This is a genomic window from Falsiroseomonas sp. HW251, from assembly GCF_050563545.1.
Lineage (GTDB): Bacteria > Pseudomonadota > Alphaproteobacteria > Acetobacterales > Acetobacteraceae > Falsiroseomonas.
This window is the reverse complement of record NZ_JBNXUM010000028.1, coordinates 17,504-33,653: the sequence shown is the minus strand read 5'-3', so window position 1 is coordinate 33,653 and position 16,150 is coordinate 17,504. Positions and strand designations below refer to the sequence as shown.

Here is a 16,150-nt window from a genome sequence, read left to right as displayed (position 1 = left end):
CGGGTCAGTCCGCGGTGATGTTGTTGCGGCGGATGACTTCCGCCCATTTGCGGTTCTCGCTGGCGATGAAGGCGCCGAATTCCTCGGGGCTGCCGCCGCCCGGGATGGCGCCCTGGTCGTGCAGCAGGCGGCGGACTTCCTCGTCCTGCAGGGCCGCGATCGCGGCGCGGCGCAGCGCCGCCAGCGGTCCCGGCGCCGTGCGCGCCGGCGCCACCAGCCCGTGCCAGTTGCTCGCGTCCACCGAGGGATGGCCCGCCTCGATGAAGGTCGGTACGTCGGGCAGCCAGGACAGCCGCTGCGGCGTGCCGACGGCCAGCGCCCGCAGGCTGCCGGCCTGGATGTTGGACAGCAGCACCGGCAGGTCCGCGAAGCCGAACTGCACCTCGTTGCGCAGGATCGCGGTGGCGAGCTGCCCGCCGGAATTGTAGCTGATGTGCACGGCCTCGATCCCCGCCGCGGCCAGCAGCTGCGCCGCCGCGAGGTGCGGCATGGACCCGTTGCCGGTGGAGCCGAAATTCAGCGAACCCGGCCGCGCCTTCGCGCCCGCGACCAGCTCCGCCAGCGTGCGGAAGGGCGAGGCCGCCGGCACCACCACGGGCTCCGGCACCAGCACGCCCTGGGTGAGCGGCGCGAGGTCCGTCATCGGGTTGTACGGCGTGGCGCGTCCGAGGTTGGGCGATATCGCGAGCCCGCCGGCGCTGCCGATGCCGAAGGTGTAGCCGTCGCCCGCGGCCTTCGCGACGACGTCCACGCCCGTCACGCCGCCCGCGCCCGCGCGGTTCTCCACCACGACGGGCTGGCCGAGCGTCGCCGCCATGCGCGGCGTCAGGATCCGCGCGACGATGTCGGACGGGCCGCCGGCCGCGAAGGGCACGACGAAGCGGACCGGCCGGTTCGGGAAGCCGTCCTGCGCCAGGGCCGGTCTGGCCAGCACGGCGCAGAGCCCTGCGGCGGCGATGGTGCGACGCTTCATCTCGTTCTCTCCCTTGTCAGTCCAGGCCCGGCAGGCGGTAAAAGCGCGCGGCGCTGCGGCGGAACAGGTCGGCCTTCTCGGCCTCGCTCGCGCCCGATGCGATGCGCTTCATCGCGTTCCAGCCGATGCCATAGGCGAAGCCGCCCTTGTCCACGGGGAAGTTGCTCTCGAACATGCAGCGCGACGCGCCGAAGAGCTCGATGATCGTCTCCATCCAGGGCTTCCAGGCCTGCGCCAGCTCGGCGGAGCTCGGCGCGCGGCCGCGTTCCTCGAAGCCGAAGCCGGGCAGGCGCATCCCGAGCCCCCCGAGCTTCATCATCACGTTCGGGCAGGTCGCGAGGTCGCGCAGATGGGCCGACCACGCCGCGAAGACCTCCTCCCGCCTGCCGGCATAGCGCCCGATGCCGAGGATCCCGCCGCAGTGGTTCAGCACGATCGGCAGCGCGGGGAAGGCGCGCGCCAGCGACACCAGGCGCGGGATCTGGTGAAAATACAGCCAGGCGTCGAAGCTCAGCCCCAGCGCGTGCAGCTGCGCGATGCCGGCCCGGAAGCCTGGGCTGTTCAGCATGTCCTCGGGCGGCGTGTAGGCGGGGTTGAGCAGAGCGGGATCGGGATCCCAGGTCGCGATGTCGCGGATGCCGCGGAACCGCTCGCCGCCCGCGCGGATATGCGCCTCCAGCACCGGCCGCACGGCATCGCCGAGCCGCAGGTCCGCGACGCCGACGATCCCCGCGCAGACGCGGATCGCGCCGTAGCGGCCCGAGGCGCACATCGCGCCGACGCCGTTGGCGAACTCCGTCTCGTTGACGCCGCGCATCGCCTCCGGCCCGTCAGCGCGCAGGAAGGACCGCGTGGACTGGACATAGACCGTCGCGCGGATGTCGTGGCCGCTGCCCGTCACGTCGGCCAGCAGCTCGTCCAGCAGGTACCGCCAGCCCGGACGGTCGTACCGTCCCGGTGAATCCCAGAGGTGATGATGCGGATCGACGATCGGCAGCGCGGGCTCGATCGCCGGCTCGACCGTCGTCGCCAGCCAGTCCTCGCGTACATGCGATGCCGTGCTCACGGCGCCGGAAACTCAGGATCCTCGAACTCCGGCACGATGCTGCCCGGTATCCCCAGCTCGAAGGCGTTCAGCGTCAGCGACACCATGCAGTAGAAGCCGAGGATCGCGACCAGCTCCACCATCCCCTGCTCGCCCAGCACCGCGATGCCGCGGTCGTACAGCGCCTGCGGGATGCGCCCCTTCGGCAGCAGCACCGTTGCGATGTCGTAGACCACCTGCTCCCGCTCGTCGCGCAGCACCGGCGCGCGGCGCGCGGCGATCGCCGCGATCACCTCGTGGTCCATCCCGGCCTTCAGCCCCTCGCGCTTGTGCGCGGTCCATTCGTGATGGGACGTCCAGTGCCGCGCGCAGAGCAGGATCGCGAGCTCCGAGATGCGGGGCTCCAGCGTTGTCTTGAATCGCAGCAGCTCGCCCAGGCGCTGGCCGCGGTTGGCGAGCTCCACATTGCGCAGCCAGGCGATCATCGGGGCGGGGACGCGGCCGCGGATGCCGGCGACGACCTCCGCCACGGCGTCCTTCTGCGCGGGGCTCATCGCCTCTTCCGGCAGCATCTCCAGTCGGGCCATGTCCGTCTCCTCCGCGGCCCGGTATAGGCAGCGCGGCCAGCAGTGGAAAGGCAGGGGAGGTCGGGCATGGCGCAGCGCTTCGCGGACAAGGTCGCAGTGGTTACCGGCGCGGGCTGCGTCGGCCCGGGCTGGGGCAACGGGCGGGCCATCGCGGTCGGGCTGGCGCGCGAAGGCGCGACGGTCATCGGCCTGGACCGCGACCCCGATTCCATGACGGAAACCGCGGAACGCATCGCCGCCGAGGGCGGCCGCTTCCATCCCGGCATCCTCGACGTCACCGACCACGCCGCCATCGCGGGCATGGTCGCCGACATCGCCGCGACGCATGGCCGCATCGACGTCCTCGTGAACAATGTCGGCGGCAGCGCCGCCGGCGGCCCGGTCGAGATGGCGGAGGAGGTCTGGGACCTGCAGATCGACACCAACCTGAAGTCCGTCTTCCTGATGCTGAAGCACGTCCTGCCGGTCATGGAGAAGCAGGGCGGCGGCGCGGTGGTGAACCTTGCGTCCACGTCCGGCATCCGCTTCACCGGCGCGGCGCAGGTCGCCTATGCCGCGTCGAAGGCGGGCGTGATCCAGCTCTCGCGCGTCGTCGCGGTGCAGTACGCGGCGAAGGGGATCCGCGTGAACACCGTGGTGCCGGGCCAGATGCACACGCCGATGGTCGAGGCGCGGCTGGCCGGCCAGCGCGCCGGGGGCAACGTCGAGGCGCTGGTGAAGCAGCGCCTGGCGCGCATCCCGATGGGCTTCGCCGGCGACGGACGCGACACCGCCGCGGCGGTGCTCTTCCTCGCGTCGGAGGAGGCGCGCTTCGTCACCGGGACGGAACTTGTCGTGGATGGCGGGATGAGCGTGCGCTGCGGTTGAACCGATCGTCCGGGTTCCTTGCGCCCGGGGCGCAGTCTAGGATCGGATCGTGCGACGCGGCGGGTGTCCGGCCCGCCGAGCATCACGCGATCCGGAGCGCCGCGATTGGCGTCTGCGCCGAGCAACCGGCCGAGGGCCGCCCCCGACAGCGGCTCGCCGCGCCGCTTCCGCGCCCATCTGCTCGGCCTCGTCCTGGCCGTCGCGCTGCCGCTTGTCACGCTCTCCGCCGCGCTGGTGCTCTGGACCGCGGAGGGCAGGCGGGACGAGGCGCTGCGCAGTCTGGAACGCACGGCGCAGATGCTGCAGATCGCGATCGACCGCGAGCTCGGCCTGACCATCACGGCGCTGCAGGCGCTGGCCACCGCGCCGGCCGCGGTCGCCGCGATCACCGAAGGCGCGGGCGGCGCGGCCGCTTCCGGCTTCCGCGCGCAGGCGCGGGCCCTGATCGAGGCGCGGCCGGATGCGCTGACCGCGGTCTGGCTGGTGCCCCCCGACAGCGTCGTGCCGGTGGTGAACACGCTGGTGCCGGCGGGCCAGCCCGCGCCGCCGCTGACCGCCACCCGCTTCCCGCCGCGGCCTATCGGGACCCCGCCCACGGGCGAGCAGATCCGCCGCGAGATCGCCGAAGGTCCCTTCTACGTCAGCGACCTGCTGCGCGGCCCGCTGGCGGACTGGACGATCGTGGTCGCGCTGCCGCTGCGGCAGGACGGCCGCGTCGTCGGCCTCCTCGGTGCCGGGCTCACCTCCTCGAGCCTCGGGCGCGTGCTGCGCGCCGAGGCGGCGGTGCCGCGCACCACCGCCTCGCTGATCGACCGCGGCGGGGTGCTCGTCGCGCGCAGCCATGACGAGGCACGCTTCGTCGGCAGCCCCGTCACCCTCGAAGTGCGGGACGCGCTGGCCCGGCCCGGCATGGTCTCGGCCCTGATTTCCGGCACGACGCTGGACGGCGAGCCCGTCTATGCCGCGCTGCGCCGGCTGCAGACGGCGCCGCTGACCGTCGCCTTCGGCGCGCCGCGGGCGGTGCTCGACGCGCCGCTGCGCCGCGCGCTGACCGCGGCGGGGCTGGGTGCGGCGGCGGCGCTGTCGGTGGCGGTCGGCGCCGCCCTGCTGCTCGGCCGGCGGCTCGGCGCGGAGGTCGCGGCGCTGGGCGAGGACGCGCTGCGCCTGGCCGAGGGCAACCCGCTGCCGCCGCGCGCGCCGGCGCGGGTGCAGGAAGTGGCCGCCGCGCGCGACGCGCTGACGCGCTCCGCGATGTCGCTCCATGAATCCGAAGGCCGCTTCACCCGCGCGGTCGCCGCGGCGCGCATCGGCACCTGGGAATGGGATGCCGCGACCGATCACCTCACGGGCTCACCGGGGCGCGAGGCGCTGTACGGCCTGCCGCCGGGCGCGATCGCCTCGCTCTCCGCACTCTACGCCGCGATCCACCCCGGGGACCGCGCCGCCGTGCAGGGCGCGGTGATGCGCGCGCTGGCCGGCCCGCCCGGCATCTACGAGTCGGATTACCGCGTGATCTGGCCGCAGGACGGCTCGCTGCGCTGGCTGCACACCCAGGGCCGGGCCGAGTTCGGCCGGGACGGCAGGCCAGTCCGCATGTCGGGCGCGGTGGTGGACGTGACGGCGCGCCGCCTGGCGGAGGAAGCGCTGCGCGAGAGCGAGCGCCGGCTGCGGCTTGCGCAGGAGGCCGCGGGGATCGGCGTGTGGGAGCGCGACCTCATCACCGGCAGGGCGACCTGGTCCGAGCAGGAATACCGCCTGCACGGCCTGGACCCCGCCGGCCCGCCGCCTCTGCCCGAGGAACTGCGCGCGATGATCGAGCCCGCCGACCGCGACAAGCCCCTGCTCTTCGAACGCCTGCGCGACGCCGGCATCGCCGGCGACGAGGCGAATGCCACCATGACCACGGAATACCGCGTGCGCCGCCGCAGCGACGGCGCGCTGCGCTGGGTGCACCTGGTCGGCCGCGCGCTGCCGGGGCCCGATGGCCGGCCCGCGCGCGTGGTCGGCATCAGCCTCGACGTCACCGCAACGCGCGAGGCGGAGGAACGCCAGGCCCTGCTGATGCGCGAGGTGGACCACCGCGCCAAGAACGCGCTGGCCGTCGCGCTGTCCGTCGTGCAGCTCGCGCCGCGCGACCTGCCGCCGGAGGGCTTCGCCGCCGCCGTCACGGGCCGCATCGCCGCGATGGCGCGCGCGCATTCCCTGCTGGCCGCGGGCCGCTGGTCGGGTGCCGACCTGCAGGGGCTCGCGGAAGGCGAGCTCGCCACCCATGGCGACCATGTCGCGCTGGATGGCCCGCAGCTGCGCCTCGCGCCGGATGCCGCGCAGCCCGTGGCGATGCTGCTGCACGAGCTCGCGACCAATGCCGCCAAGCACGGCGCCCTGTCCGCGCCGGGCGGGCGCGTGACGCTGTCCTGGTGCCTCGACAAGGACGGCGCGGTGCGCCTGGAATGGCAGGAGCGCGGCGGCCCGAGGCTGAGCGGCCCCCCGTTGCGCCGCGGCTTCGGCTCGCGCCTGCTGCTGTCGCTGGCGGAGAGGCAACTGGGCGGCGAGGTCGTCTTCGACTGGTCGGAGCCGGAGGGGCTGACCGTGCTGATGGCGCTGCCCGCGCGGCACGTCGCGGCCTGCGGCTAGGCTTAATCCCTCGCCGCCACCAGCAGCCGGTTCATCCGCTCCATCGTCGCAACCAGCGCCGCGCGGTCGCGCGCGACCTGCTCGGCGGAGGCGCCGGCGGCGACCAGCGCGTCCGTGATCTCCGCCCAGCTCGTCCGGCCGTCGATGCGCCTCAGCAGCGCGGCGGCAAGCGGTGGCATCGGCAGCATCGCGCGCAGCCCGTCCCAGCTCACCGGCAGCACGCCGCCCTGCAGCCCCTGCGCCAGCTTCGCGCCGTCCATCTCGCGCAGCACGGGGATGGTCGCCTCGTCCTCCCAGGGCGGCGCGGCGACGGGGTCCCCCTCGCGCACGCAATACGCGATGTGGATGCCCATGTTGCCGCACAGCGCCTCGGCGAGCGCGGCGCGCGCGACGGGATCCATCCCCGCGGTGCGCGCACGCAGCTTCGGGTCGGTCAGCCAGAGGTCGGGATCGTAGCGCGCGGGCTCCACCAGGCAGGCGATGCGCAGCCCCGCGCCTGCGACCAGCCGCGCGAGCTGCGGCACGGTGAAGGCGACGTCGCGCGGGTTGAGCAGCAGGTCATAGAGGCCGGCATCCCCGCCGCGGATGTGGTCGTCTATCCAGGGGTTCCTGCGCAGCCAGGCGGTCTCGGGCGCCTGCTTCCAGACGCGCCTGGCGACATCCACCCGCGCGGCCGGATCCTCGCCGGGCGGCGTGAGCATCCGAAGCGCGTCCTGCATCATGTAGACGCCGGTGCGGCCATGCGGCGCATAGACCATCAGCCCGATCCCGCCGCCCGGCGCCAGCACGCCGACCAGCGCCGCCAGCCCCTCCGCCGGGTCGGGCAGGTGGTGCAGCACGCCGCAGCAATCCACGTAGTCGAAGGGCCCGAGCCCCGACCGCGGCAATTCCAGGATCGAGCCTTCCTCGAACGCCACATTCTCCAGCCCGCGCACCGCGGCCCGCGCGGCGGCGACCTTGCGCGCCTGGGCCGAGCGGTCGAGCCAGGTGACGCGCCCGGGCCGGCCGAGGGAGGCCATCTGCTGCGCCAGCATGATCGTCCCGTCGCCCGACCCGCCGCCGGCCATCAGCGCATTGAGCGGGCGGGAGGCCGGCCGGCGCCCGCCGAAGATCCAGTGATCCACTTCCCGCAGGTGGGACGGGCTGCCGACGATCAGCCGCTTCGCCTCGTCGCGGGGGTCGCGCGCGGGGTAGGGGTAGGCCTCGTACTGGGCGGCGAGTTGCCGGTCCGTGGTGTCTGTCATCGTGAATTGCTGCATAGGCGTGCCGCGCCGGGGGCGGAAGACGGCCGGTTGTCCACAGGCGGGGGGCGCCGTATCTAGCCGCCATGTCCCGCAAGCCGATCCTTGCCGTCGCCCTCCTGGCCGCCGGGCTGTCCCATCCGGGCTTCGCTCAGCAGGCGCAGCGCGAGCAGCCGCAGCGCATCGGGCAGGGCACCTTCGGGTCCTGGATCGCCGCCACCCACAACGAGAACGGCCAGAAGGTGTGCTACGCCTTCGCCCGCGCCGCCCGCAGCGAGAACGGCCCGGGCAACCGCGGCCCCGTCACCCTGACCGTGACGCACCGCCAGGCCGGCCGCGACCAGGTCGCGGTCTCGGTCGGCTATGCCTATCCCCGCGCCTCGGAGGCCGTGCTGAGCGTCGGCAGCACCGAGTTCAGGTCCTATGGCGTCGTGCAGTCCAGCGCCTTCTTCCAGAACGGGTCGCAGCTGATCGCCGCCTTCCGCAACGGCCGCGATGCGGTGGTGCGCAGCCCCGGGCCCCCGGGGCGGCCGGCGGTGACCGACACCTTCCCGCTGGCGGGCTTCGCGGCGGCCTATGACGCGATCTCCCGGGAATGCCCGGCGGCGGCGCGCAGGTGAGCGACGACCTGACGTCAGCGGAACGCGACCGCATCCTCGCCAAGGCCGCGCTCTTCGCGCCGCCGACCGCGGCGCTGCCCGACGGCCGCCGCGACCTCGTCGGCCTGTCGCGCGAGGAGCTCGAGGCCGAGATGGTCGCGATCGGCGAGAAGCCCTTCCGCGCGCGCCAGCTCTGGCACTGGATCTACCACCAGGGCGAGACCGATTTTTCCCGGATGCCGACCATCGCCAGGCCAATGCAGGCAAAGCTCGCCGAGAAGTTCGTGGTAGGGCGCCCCGAGATCGCGACGGAACAGACCAGCGCGGACACCACCCGAAAATGGCTGTTCCGCTTCCGCGACGGCCAGCAGGTCGAGACGGTCTACATCCCCGACCGGCAGGAGGATCGCGGCGCGGTCTGCATTTCGACCCAGGTCGGCTGCACGCTGTCCTGCACCTTCTGCCACACCGGGACGCAGAAGCTGGTGCGCAACCTCGGCGCGGCCGAGATCGTCGGCCAGTTCATGGCCGCGCGAGACAGCTACGCCGAATGGCCGAGCCCGAAGGACGGCACGCCGCGGCTGCTGTCCAACATCGTCGTCATGGGCATGGGCGAGCCGCTCTACAACTACGCCAATACCGCCAAGGCGCTGCGCATCGTGATGGACCACGAAGGCCTCGGCCTGTCGCGCCGGCGCATCACGCTGTCCACCTCCGGCGTCGTGCCGATGATGGACCGCTGCGGCGCGGAGCTGAACGTGAACCTCGCGGTCAGCCTGCACGCCGTCACCAACGAGCTCCGCAACGAGATCGTGCCGCTGAACCGCAAGTATCCGATCGAGGAGCTGATGGCGGCCTGCCGCCGCTATCCCGGCGCGACGAACGCGCGGCGCATCACCTTCGAATACGTCATGCTGCGCGGCGTGAACGACAGCGAGGCCGAGGCGAAGGAGCTGGTGCGCCTGCTGAAGGGCCTGCCGGCCAAGGTGAACCTGATCCCCTTCAATCCCTGGCCGGGCAGCCCGTATCTGACGTCGAAGCCAGACCAGGTGAAGCGCTTCGCCGAGATCGTGACGGCGGCGGGCTATTCGAGCCCGATCCGCCGCCCGCGCGGCCGCGACATCCTCGCGGCCTGCGGGCAGCTCAAGACCGAGAGCGAGAGGACGAAGCGCGCGAAGGCCGACGCGGCGTGAGCGTGCGGGTCCTCGCCGTCTCATCCCACCCGACCCACGCCTTCTCCAAGCCCATCCGCCTCTCGATCCGTCTGCTGCCCGGCCTCGGCGTCGCAGGCGATGCGCATTGCGGCGCCACGGTGAAGCATCGCTCCCGCGTCCGACGCGATCCCACCCAGCCCAATCTCCGCCAGCTCCACCTGCTGCACGCCGAGCTCCTCGACGAGCTCGCGACGAAGGGCTTCGCCGTCCGGCCCGGCGACATCGGCGAGAACGTGCTGACGAGCGGCCTCGACCTGCTGGCGCTGCCGCGCGGCACACGCCTTAGGCTCGGCGCGACCGCGCTGGTCGGGATCACCGGCCTGCGCAACCCCTGCTCCCAGCTCGACGGCTTCGCGCCGGGCCTGATGGCGGCGACGCTCGACCGCGCCGTCGATGGCAGCCTGATCCGCAAGGCCGGCGTCATGGCCGTGATCCTGGAGAGCGGCGATGTCGCGCCCGGCGATCCCATCGCGGTCGAACTGCCGCCGACGCCGCACGAGCCGCTCCTGCCGGTATGACGATCACGCCGCCGGTCTGGCTGATGGCCATGGCCGCCTTCACCGTGGGCTGCGGCATGCGGATGCTCGATCCGCTGCTGCCGATGGTCTCGCGCGACCTTGGCGTCGGGCTCGGCACGGCGGCGCAGCTGATCGGCGGCTTCGCCATCGGCTATGCGCTGGGCCAGCTCGCGGCGGGCCCGATCGGCGATGCGCTGGGCAAGCTGCGCGTCGCCGCCGTCGCGCTCGCGCTCTATGCCGCGACGCTGCTGCTCGCGGCCGTCGCACCCGACTTCGGCGCGCTCTTCGCGCTGCGCGTCGCCTCCGGCGCCTTCGCCGCCGCGACCATCCCGCTCTTCATGGCGCATATCGGCGACAACGTGCCCTACGACCAGCGCCAGGCGACGCTCGGGCGCTTCCTGACGGGGATGGTGGTGGCGCAGCTCATGGCCGGCCCGGTCTCCGGCGTGGTGGCCGAGGCCTCGGGCTGGCGCGGCGCCTTCCTCGTCCTCGGCCTCGCCGCCGCGGCGATCACCGCCGTCTTCGGCGTCCTGATCGGCCCGGCCTGGAAGGCGGGCGGCCGCGGCGGCCGCGCGCTCGGCCTCGGCGGCTTCGTCACGCTGTTCCGCAAGCCCGCGACGCGGCGGCTGATGCTCGCGACCGGCGCCGACGGGCTGCTGCTCTTCGGCGGCGCCATGCCGTTCATCGGCTCGGCGCTGATCGAGCTGCATCACCGCTCCCCGGCAGAGGCCGGGCTGATCGGCGCGGGCTTCGGGCTCGGCTCCTTCGTCTACACCCGCGCCGCGCCCTGGATGGTGAAGCGCTTCGGCGAGCGGCGGCTCGTCATGACGGGCTCGGCGGGGCTCTTCGTCATGCTCGCCGCGATCGCGATGGCGCCGCACTGGTCGGTGATCGCGGTCGCGACCGCGCTGATGGGCCTGCTGTTCTTCCTGCTGCACGGCGTGCTGCAGGCCCGCGCGACGGAAGCCCTGCCCGAGGCCCGCGGCACCGCCGTCGCGGGCTTCGCCATGTCGCTCTTCATCGGCCAGAGCCTCGGCGCGCTGGTGTTCGGCACGCTGATCGGCCTGGCCGGTTTCGCGGCCGGCTTCTGGACCGCGGCGTTCGGCACGCTGGCGCTCGGCGTCGCGATCCTGCGCTGGGTGCTGCCGCGCCCTGCGGCGTAATCGCCACGGCGATCCGCCTTGGCGGATCAGGCGCTATCCCCGCGCGTTGATGCCGAGCCGCGCGAGGCGATGCGCCTCCGCGGCGTTCAGCGCGCCCTCCGGCAGGCGCTTCGCCGCCAGCGCGGCGACCTGGCGCACCGTGTCCATGGCCTGGTGCTCCGCGGCCTCCGGCGTCAGGCCGCCGATATGCGGCGTCGCGACCACGCGGGGATGCGCGGCCAGCCCCGGGCTCGGCCACTGGTCCGGCGCCATGCCGACATCCATCGCCGCCGCCGCGACCTGGCCGCTGTCGAGCGCGGCCGCCAGCGCGTGCTCGTCCACGAGCTGCCCGCGCGAGAGGTTCACCAGCAGCACGCCGCGCTTCATCGCACCCAGCGTCGCCGCGTTGACGAGGTGCCGCGTCGCGTCGTTCGACACGGCGAGCGGCATGACCACGTCGGATTCCGCCAGCAATCGTTCCAGGGTGACGGCTTCCGCCCCCTCGATCGCGGCAAGCGGGTCATGCGCGATCACGCGCATGCGCATCGCCTGCGCGATCGCGGCGATGCGGCGCGCGATGCGGCCATAGCCGATCAGCCCGAGCGTCCGCCCCGCGAGCTGCCGGCCCATGAAGGGCACCGGCACGCGCCCCGCGTGGAAGTCGGCGGCATAGCCCGACACCCCGCGCGCGAGGTCCACCATCATCCCGACCGCGAGCTCCGCCACGCTGTCCACGAAGCCCGGCCGCGCCTGCGTCACCAGCACGCCGGCCGCCGAGGCCGCCGGGATGTCGATGGTGGAGACATCCACCGCCACGCGCAGGAAGGCGACGAGGTCGGGCGCGCCGGCGAAGGTCTCGGCGGTACCCGGCGTCGCGCGGTCCGCGACAATGGCGTGGCAGCCCGCGGCGGCGGCGGCGAGCGCGGCGCCAGAGAGCGGCGCTTCGCCTTCATGCGTCACGACCTCCGCGGCCTCGCGCAGGGCGGCCAGCGCGCGGTCGCCGTAGTAGTTCGCCCGCATCTCCGGCGTATGCGCCAGGAACACCCGCATGGCTCGTCTCCGCCCCGATGACCGCTACACTACCCCGCATGACCGACACCGCCATTCCCTTCACCGCCGGCACCGCCAGGCCGCGCATCGCCGTCCCGCCCGGCACCGTGGATTGCCACCACCATGTCTACGACCCCGCCTTTCCCGTGGCCCCCGGCGCCCGCCCGCACGATGCCGCGACGCTCGCCGACCACGCCCGTCTGATGGCGCGGCTCGGCGTGGAGCGGCACGTGCTGGTGCAGCCCTCGACCTATGGCTTCGACAACGCGCTGCACCTGGCCGCGCTGGAGGCGGCGGGCGCGCGCGCCCGGATGGTGGCGGTGGTGCCGCCCGACGCGCCGCCGGCCGAACTCCGCGCGATGGCCGCGCGCGGCGTGGTCGGCGCGCGCGCCAACCTCGTGCAGGGCATCCCGCTCGGCCCCGCCGATGTCGCGCCGCTGGCACGGCGCCTCGCCGAGGTCGGATGGCACCTGCAGATCTTCGCCTCGGCCGATCTGATCGCGAGCCTCGGCGCGGTGCTGCGCGCCTCGCCGGTGCCGGTCGTCTTCGACCATTTCGCGCAACTGCCGCTCCGCGGCTGGGCCGCGCATCCCGCCTGGGCCGTCGTGATGGATCTGCTGCAGTCGGGCCGGGGCTGGGTGAAGCTGTCCTCGCCCTACAGCCTGAACGAGGCCGATCCCGCCGCGGCGGGGGCGCTGGCCCGCGCGCTGGCCGCGGCGGCGCCGGAGCGTCTGGTCTGGGGCACCAACTGGCCGCATCCCAACGCCGAGGCCATCCCGGACGACGCCGCGCTGCTGGAGGCGCTGGCGGATTGGGTGCCTGAACGGGCGCTCAGGCAATCCATCCTGGCGGACAACCCGGCGCGGCTCTACGGCTTCAGCTGATTGGGCTGGACGCCGCGTGAAGGAATATGTTCATATGGCCCGGGGCTGCCGTCTGGCGGCCCATGGTCTTTGACAATCGCATCTGAAGGGCCGCTTGCCCGCGGCGATAGGCTTCCGGCCGGGGAGCGCCCGGTTTGTCCGCGCCGGGACGTGATTTTAGGGCTAAAAGCTTAAAATCCTAAAACGCTAAAGCGCCCATGCGTTGTCAGACCCGGATGCGGGTAGTTGCCCTCTCCCCCATAAGCGGGGGAGAGGGCTTTCTGCGCCCAGCCGGCACGGACGCCATCGGGGCCCGGCGACGCAGCCGCCGGCCGTGGCGGGTCAGGTCTCCTCCTCGCGGTCGGTCTCGACCTCGATGTCCTCGCCGAGCGTCTCGGCGTCGTCCTCGAGCTCCTCGGCATCCTCCAGCGCCTCGTCGCCCTCCTCGTCCGCCGCCACCTCGATGTCCTCGCCCTCGGCCTCGACGGGCGCGGGGCGCTTCTTCAGGCGGTCATCCACGGGCGCGGGGGCGCGCTTCAGCTTCGGCTGCTCGGCCGGCTGCTCGGTGCCGCATTTCGGGCAGACCGCCGGCGCGCGCGCCAGGTCGTAGAACTTCGTCCCGCAGGACACGCAGACACGCTTCAGTCCGAGTTCAGGCTTGGCCATGGAGGAGGATGCCGTGCTGTAGAGGGTGGGCGCGATTGCCACTTTGCGCCCTGCATGTCAAACGCCCGGGCCATGCACGATTCCGCCGCTGCCCGACCCCTGGCCGCAAGGGCGCCGTCCCGGCCGCTGTCGGGCGAGGCCCTGGTCCCCGGCGACAAGTCCATCTCCCACCGCGCCCTGATGTTCGGCGCGCTGGCCGTCGGCACGACCGACATCACGGGCCTGTTGGAAGGCGAGGACGTGCTGCGCACCGCCGCCGCCATGCGCGCGCTGGGGGCGGAGGTCGCGGATCTCGGTGGCGGCCATTGGCGCGTCGCCGGCCGCGGCATCGGCGGCCTCGTCGAGCCGGCGGACGTGCTCGACATGGGCAATTCCGGCACCGCGGCGCGGCTGCTCTGCGGGCTGCTCGCGGGGCATCCCGTCTTCGCCGTCATGACCGGCGACGCCAGCCTGCGCAAGCGCCCGATGAAGCGTGTGACGGAGCCGCTGGGCGCCACCGGCGCCCGCTTCGCCACCCGTGCCGGCGGAAGGCTTCCGCTGGCGGTGGAGGGCGCGACGGATCCGCTGCCGCTGGACTACCGCGTCCCCGTCCCCTCGGCCCAGGTGAAGTCGGCCTGCCTGCTGGCCGGCCTCTGCGCGCGCGGGATCACGCGCATCGTCGAGCCCGAGGCGACGCGCGACCACACCGAGAACATGCTGCGCCACTTCGGCGCGACGGTCGCGGTCGCGCCCGAGGGCCATGGGCGCGTCATCGAACTGACCGGCCAGCCCGAGCTCGTCGCGGCGCCGGTCGTGGTGCCCGGCGACCCGTCCTCCGCCGCCTTCCCCGCGGTCGCGGCGCTGCTGGTGCCGGGGTCGGAGATCCTGCTGCGCGGCGTCGGCATGAACCCGCTGCGCGCGGGCCTCTTTGCGACGCTCGCCGAGATGGGCGCCGACATCGCGCGGCTGGACGAGCGGACCGAGGGCGGCGAGCCCGTGGCCGATCTGCGCATCCGCGCCGGCGCGCTGCGCGCCGTGGACGTCCCGCCGGAGCGCGCGCCCTCCATGATCGACGAGTATCCGATCCTCGCCGTCGCGGCGGCCTGCGCGACCGGCACGACGCGGATGCGGGGCCTGAAGGAGCTGCGCGTGAAGGAGAGCGACCGGCTTGCCGCCACCGCCGCGCTGCTGCGGGCGAACGGCGTGACCGTCGCGATCGAGGGCGACGACCTCATCGTGGAAGGGCAGGGCGGCCCGCCCCCGGGCGGCGGCCTGGTCACGACCCATATGGACCACCGCATCGCGATGAGCGCGCTGGTCCTCGGCCTGGCGTCGCGCAAGCCGGTCACGGCCGACGACGCCGCCTTCATCGAGACCTCCTTCCCCGGCTTCGCCGCGCTGATGAATCGCCTCGCCGGCGAGGAAGCCCTGGCCGCGCCATGAAGGACCCGCTGCGATCGCCGGAGGGCGCAGGCGCCGGAGGCGACGAGCACCGGAGGCGTGAATCGCAGCGGCGACCACAGGTCGTCGCTGTCGATGGCCCTGCCGCGGCGGGGAAGGGCACGCTGGCGCGGCGCCTCGCGACGACGCTCGGCCTGCCCTATCTCGACACCGGCCTGCTGTATCGCGCGGTCGGCCGGCGCGTGCTGGACGGCGGCGGCGATCCCCGCGACGTCGCCACCGCCGAGGCCGCGGCGCGCGCGCTGACCGCCGCCGACCTCGACCGCACCGACCTCCGCGGGCCGGAGGCCGACATGGCGGCCTCCGCGGTCGCGACGATCCCTGCCGTGCGCGCCGCGCTGCTGGACTGGCAGCGCGACTTCGGCCGTACCCATGGCGCGGTTATGGACGGCCGCGACATCGGCACGGTCATCTTCCCCGACGCGCCCGCGAAGCTCTTCGTCACCGCCAGCCCCGAGGCCCGCGCGAAGCGCCGCTGGCTGGAACTCCGCGCCAAGGGTGTCGAGCGCGACCTCGAGGAGGTCGAGGTCGAGATGCGCGCCCGCGACGCGCAGGACGCCGCCCGCGCCACGGCGCCGATGAAGCCCGCCGAGGATGCCATCGTCCTCGACACCACGGCGCTCGATGCCGAGCACGCCTACCACATGGCGCTCAAGCTGGTGCGGTCGCGCCTCACCACGCCTTGACGGGCGGGCTCTTCACCTCGACGGAGACGGTCGGCTCGAGCGCCTCGATGTGGTGCACCACGCCCGGGGCGTTGTACCAGGCGTCGCCCGGCCCGGCGATGAAGACGCGGTCCTCGATGGTGACCTTCACCTTGCCGCGCACGACATAGACGATCGAATCATGGTCGGGATGCTGATGCGGCTTCGAGGCCTGCCCGGCCGCGAAGGTGGTCTCCACCAGCACCATCCGCGGCGTCACCGCGAGGGTCTTGAGCTGCACGGGGCTGCCGAGCGGGCGGCCTTCGACCTCGGTGATGTGCGTCACCTCCGCCTCGGCCGAGGCGACGAAGTCGCGGCCGAGCGGGGGGATGAGACGGCTGGCTGACATGGCGGGCTCCCTGCGACGGCGTCAGCATGCCGCAGGGCGGGCCAGACAGGCGAGATTCCAGTGATTTCCGCACTGCCGCGGCCGCTTTCCCCCTTGACTCCGTCAACCCCCGGGGCGTAACGCCGCCCCCGAACCGCACGCCTCAGGGCGCTGCGGTGCCCCTGCTTACGCGGCCAGGGGACGGCCCCCAGGTACACGCCCTCAGGGACCGTTGGCCGCCACGCCCGGGGCCGGGACCGGCGGACCGTCACCACCGCC

The 16,150-nt window shown here is 73.6% G+C and carries 16 protein-coding genes; 9 read left to right on the top strand and 7 right to left on the bottom strand.

The genetic code is table 11. The annotated features are described in order from the left end of the window. Positions 1–4: 4 nt before the first annotated feature. From ACLF3M_RS26660 to ACLF3M_RS26650, 3 genes are read right to left on the bottom strand one after another with little or no spacing between them, the layout of a single operon-like run. On the bottom strand, positions 5–973 hold the full coding sequence (locus tag ACLF3M_RS26660) for a Bug family tripartite tricarboxylate transporter substrate binding protein (protein ID WP_430660034.1): 969 nt from the start codon (positions 971–973) through the stop codon (positions 5–7). 16 nt (positions 974–989) lie between these two features. Next, complete coding sequence (locus tag ACLF3M_RS26655) at positions 990–2,039, bottom strand: amidohydrolase family protein (RefSeq protein WP_430660033.1); 1,050 nt, start codon at positions 2,037–2,039, stop codon at positions 990–992. Beyond that, the gene (locus tag ACLF3M_RS26650; protein ID WP_430660032.1) at positions 2,036–2,605 is read right to left on the bottom strand and encodes a carboxymuconolactone decarboxylase family protein; all 570 of its coding nucleotides are present in this window, start codon (positions 2,603–2,605) and stop codon (positions 2,036–2,038) included. The genes ACLF3M_RS26655 and ACLF3M_RS26650 overlap by 4 nt, the downstream gene beginning before the upstream one ends. A 66-nt stretch (positions 2,606–2,671) precedes the next feature. On the opposite strand from ACLF3M_RS26650, the gene ACLF3M_RS26645 reads away from it, so the two are divergent. Then, positions 2,672–3,472, top strand: a complete 801-nt coding sequence (locus tag ACLF3M_RS26645) for an SDR family NAD(P)-dependent oxidoreductase (protein WP_430660031.1) — start codon at positions 2,672–2,674, stop codon at positions 3,470–3,472. A gap of 105 nt (positions 3,473–3,577) precedes the next feature. Continuing rightward, the gene (locus ACLF3M_RS26640; protein ID WP_430660030.1) at positions 3,578–6,106 is read left to right on the top strand and encodes a PAS domain-containing protein; all 2,529 of its coding nucleotides are present in this window, start codon (positions 3,578–3,580) and stop codon (positions 6,104–6,106) included. A gap of 2 nt (positions 6,107–6,108) precedes the next feature. On the opposite strand, the gene ACLF3M_RS26635 is transcribed toward ACLF3M_RS26640, so the two are convergent. After that, positions 6,109–7,350 carry a methyltransferase gene (locus ACLF3M_RS26635; RefSeq protein WP_430660029.1) on the bottom strand — a complete coding sequence of 414 codons (1,242 nt, stop codon included), beginning with the start codon at positions 7,348–7,350 and terminating at the stop codon, positions 6,109–6,111. Between the two features lie 83 nt (positions 7,351–7,433). On the opposite strand from ACLF3M_RS26635, the gene ACLF3M_RS26630 reads away from it, so the two are divergent. From ACLF3M_RS26630 to ACLF3M_RS26615, 4 genes are read left to right on the top strand one after another with little or no spacing between them, the layout of a single operon-like run. After that, the gene (locus ACLF3M_RS26630; protein WP_430660028.1) at positions 7,434–7,967 is read left to right on the top strand and encodes an invasion associated locus B family protein; all 534 of its coding nucleotides are present in this window, start codon (positions 7,434–7,436) and stop codon (positions 7,965–7,967) included. Continuing rightward, positions 7,964–9,139 carry a 23S rRNA (adenine(2503)-C(2))-methyltransferase RlmN gene (rlmN, locus tag ACLF3M_RS26625; protein WP_430660027.1) on the top strand — a complete coding sequence of 392 codons (1,176 nt, stop codon included), beginning with the start codon at positions 7,964–7,966 and terminating at the stop codon, positions 9,137–9,139. The genes ACLF3M_RS26630 and rlmN overlap by 4 nt, the downstream gene beginning before the upstream one ends. Next, positions 9,136–9,678 carry an MOSC domain-containing protein gene (locus ACLF3M_RS26620; RefSeq protein WP_430660026.1) on the top strand — a complete coding sequence of 181 codons (543 nt, stop codon included), beginning with the start codon at positions 9,136–9,138 and terminating at the stop codon, positions 9,676–9,678. The genes rlmN and ACLF3M_RS26620 overlap by 4 nt, the downstream gene beginning before the upstream one ends. Continuing rightward, the gene (locus ACLF3M_RS26615; RefSeq protein ID WP_430660025.1) at positions 9,675–10,841 is read left to right on the top strand and encodes an MFS transporter; all 1,167 of its coding nucleotides are present in this window, start codon (positions 9,675–9,677) and stop codon (positions 10,839–10,841) included. The genes ACLF3M_RS26620 and ACLF3M_RS26615 overlap by 4 nt, the downstream gene beginning before the upstream one ends. A 33-nt stretch (positions 10,842–10,874) precedes the next feature. Here the strand turns inward: ACLF3M_RS26615 and ACLF3M_RS26610 are convergent, their stop codons facing one another. Then, complete coding sequence (locus ACLF3M_RS26610; RefSeq protein WP_430660024.1) at positions 10,875–11,870, bottom strand: NAD(P)-dependent oxidoreductase; 996 nt, start codon at positions 11,868–11,870, stop codon at positions 10,875–10,877. Positions 11,871–11,908: 38 nt separating this feature from the next. Between ACLF3M_RS26610 and ACLF3M_RS26605 the strand changes: the two genes are divergently transcribed. Further along, the gene (locus tag ACLF3M_RS26605) at positions 11,909–12,754 is read left to right on the top strand and encodes an amidohydrolase family protein (protein ID WP_430660023.1); all 846 of its coding nucleotides are present in this window, start codon (positions 11,909–11,911) and stop codon (positions 12,752–12,754) included. A 321-nt stretch (positions 12,755–13,075) separates the two neighbouring features. Here ACLF3M_RS26605 and ACLF3M_RS26600 read toward each other — a convergent pair whose 3' ends face one another. After that, a complete protein-coding gene (locus ACLF3M_RS26600; RefSeq protein ID WP_430660022.1) occupies positions 13,076–13,441 on the bottom strand; it encodes a TIGR02300 family protein in 366 nt (121 codons plus the stop codon). Positions 13,442–13,471: 30 nt separating this feature from the next. On the opposite strand from ACLF3M_RS26600, the gene aroA reads away from it, so the two are divergent. After that, positions 13,472–14,821, top strand: coding sequence for a 3-phosphoshikimate 1-carboxyvinyltransferase (gene aroA / locus ACLF3M_RS26595; protein WP_430660021.1), 1,350 nt, complete (start codon positions 13,472–13,474; stop codon positions 14,819–14,821). Then, the gene (gene cmk, locus ACLF3M_RS26590; RefSeq protein WP_430660020.1) at positions 14,818–15,525 is read left to right on the top strand and encodes a (d)CMP kinase; all 708 of its coding nucleotides are present in this window, start codon (positions 14,818–14,820) and stop codon (positions 15,523–15,525) included. Before aroA ends, cmk begins: the two co-directional genes overlap by 4 nt. Here cmk and ACLF3M_RS26585 read toward each other — a convergent pair. Further along, entirely contained in the window at positions 15,512–15,892 is a 381-nt protein-coding gene (locus ACLF3M_RS26585; RefSeq protein ID WP_430660019.1) for a cupin domain-containing protein, read from the bottom strand. The genes cmk and ACLF3M_RS26585 overlap by 14 nt on opposite strands. Between the last annotated feature and the right edge of the window lie 258 nt (positions 15,893–16,150).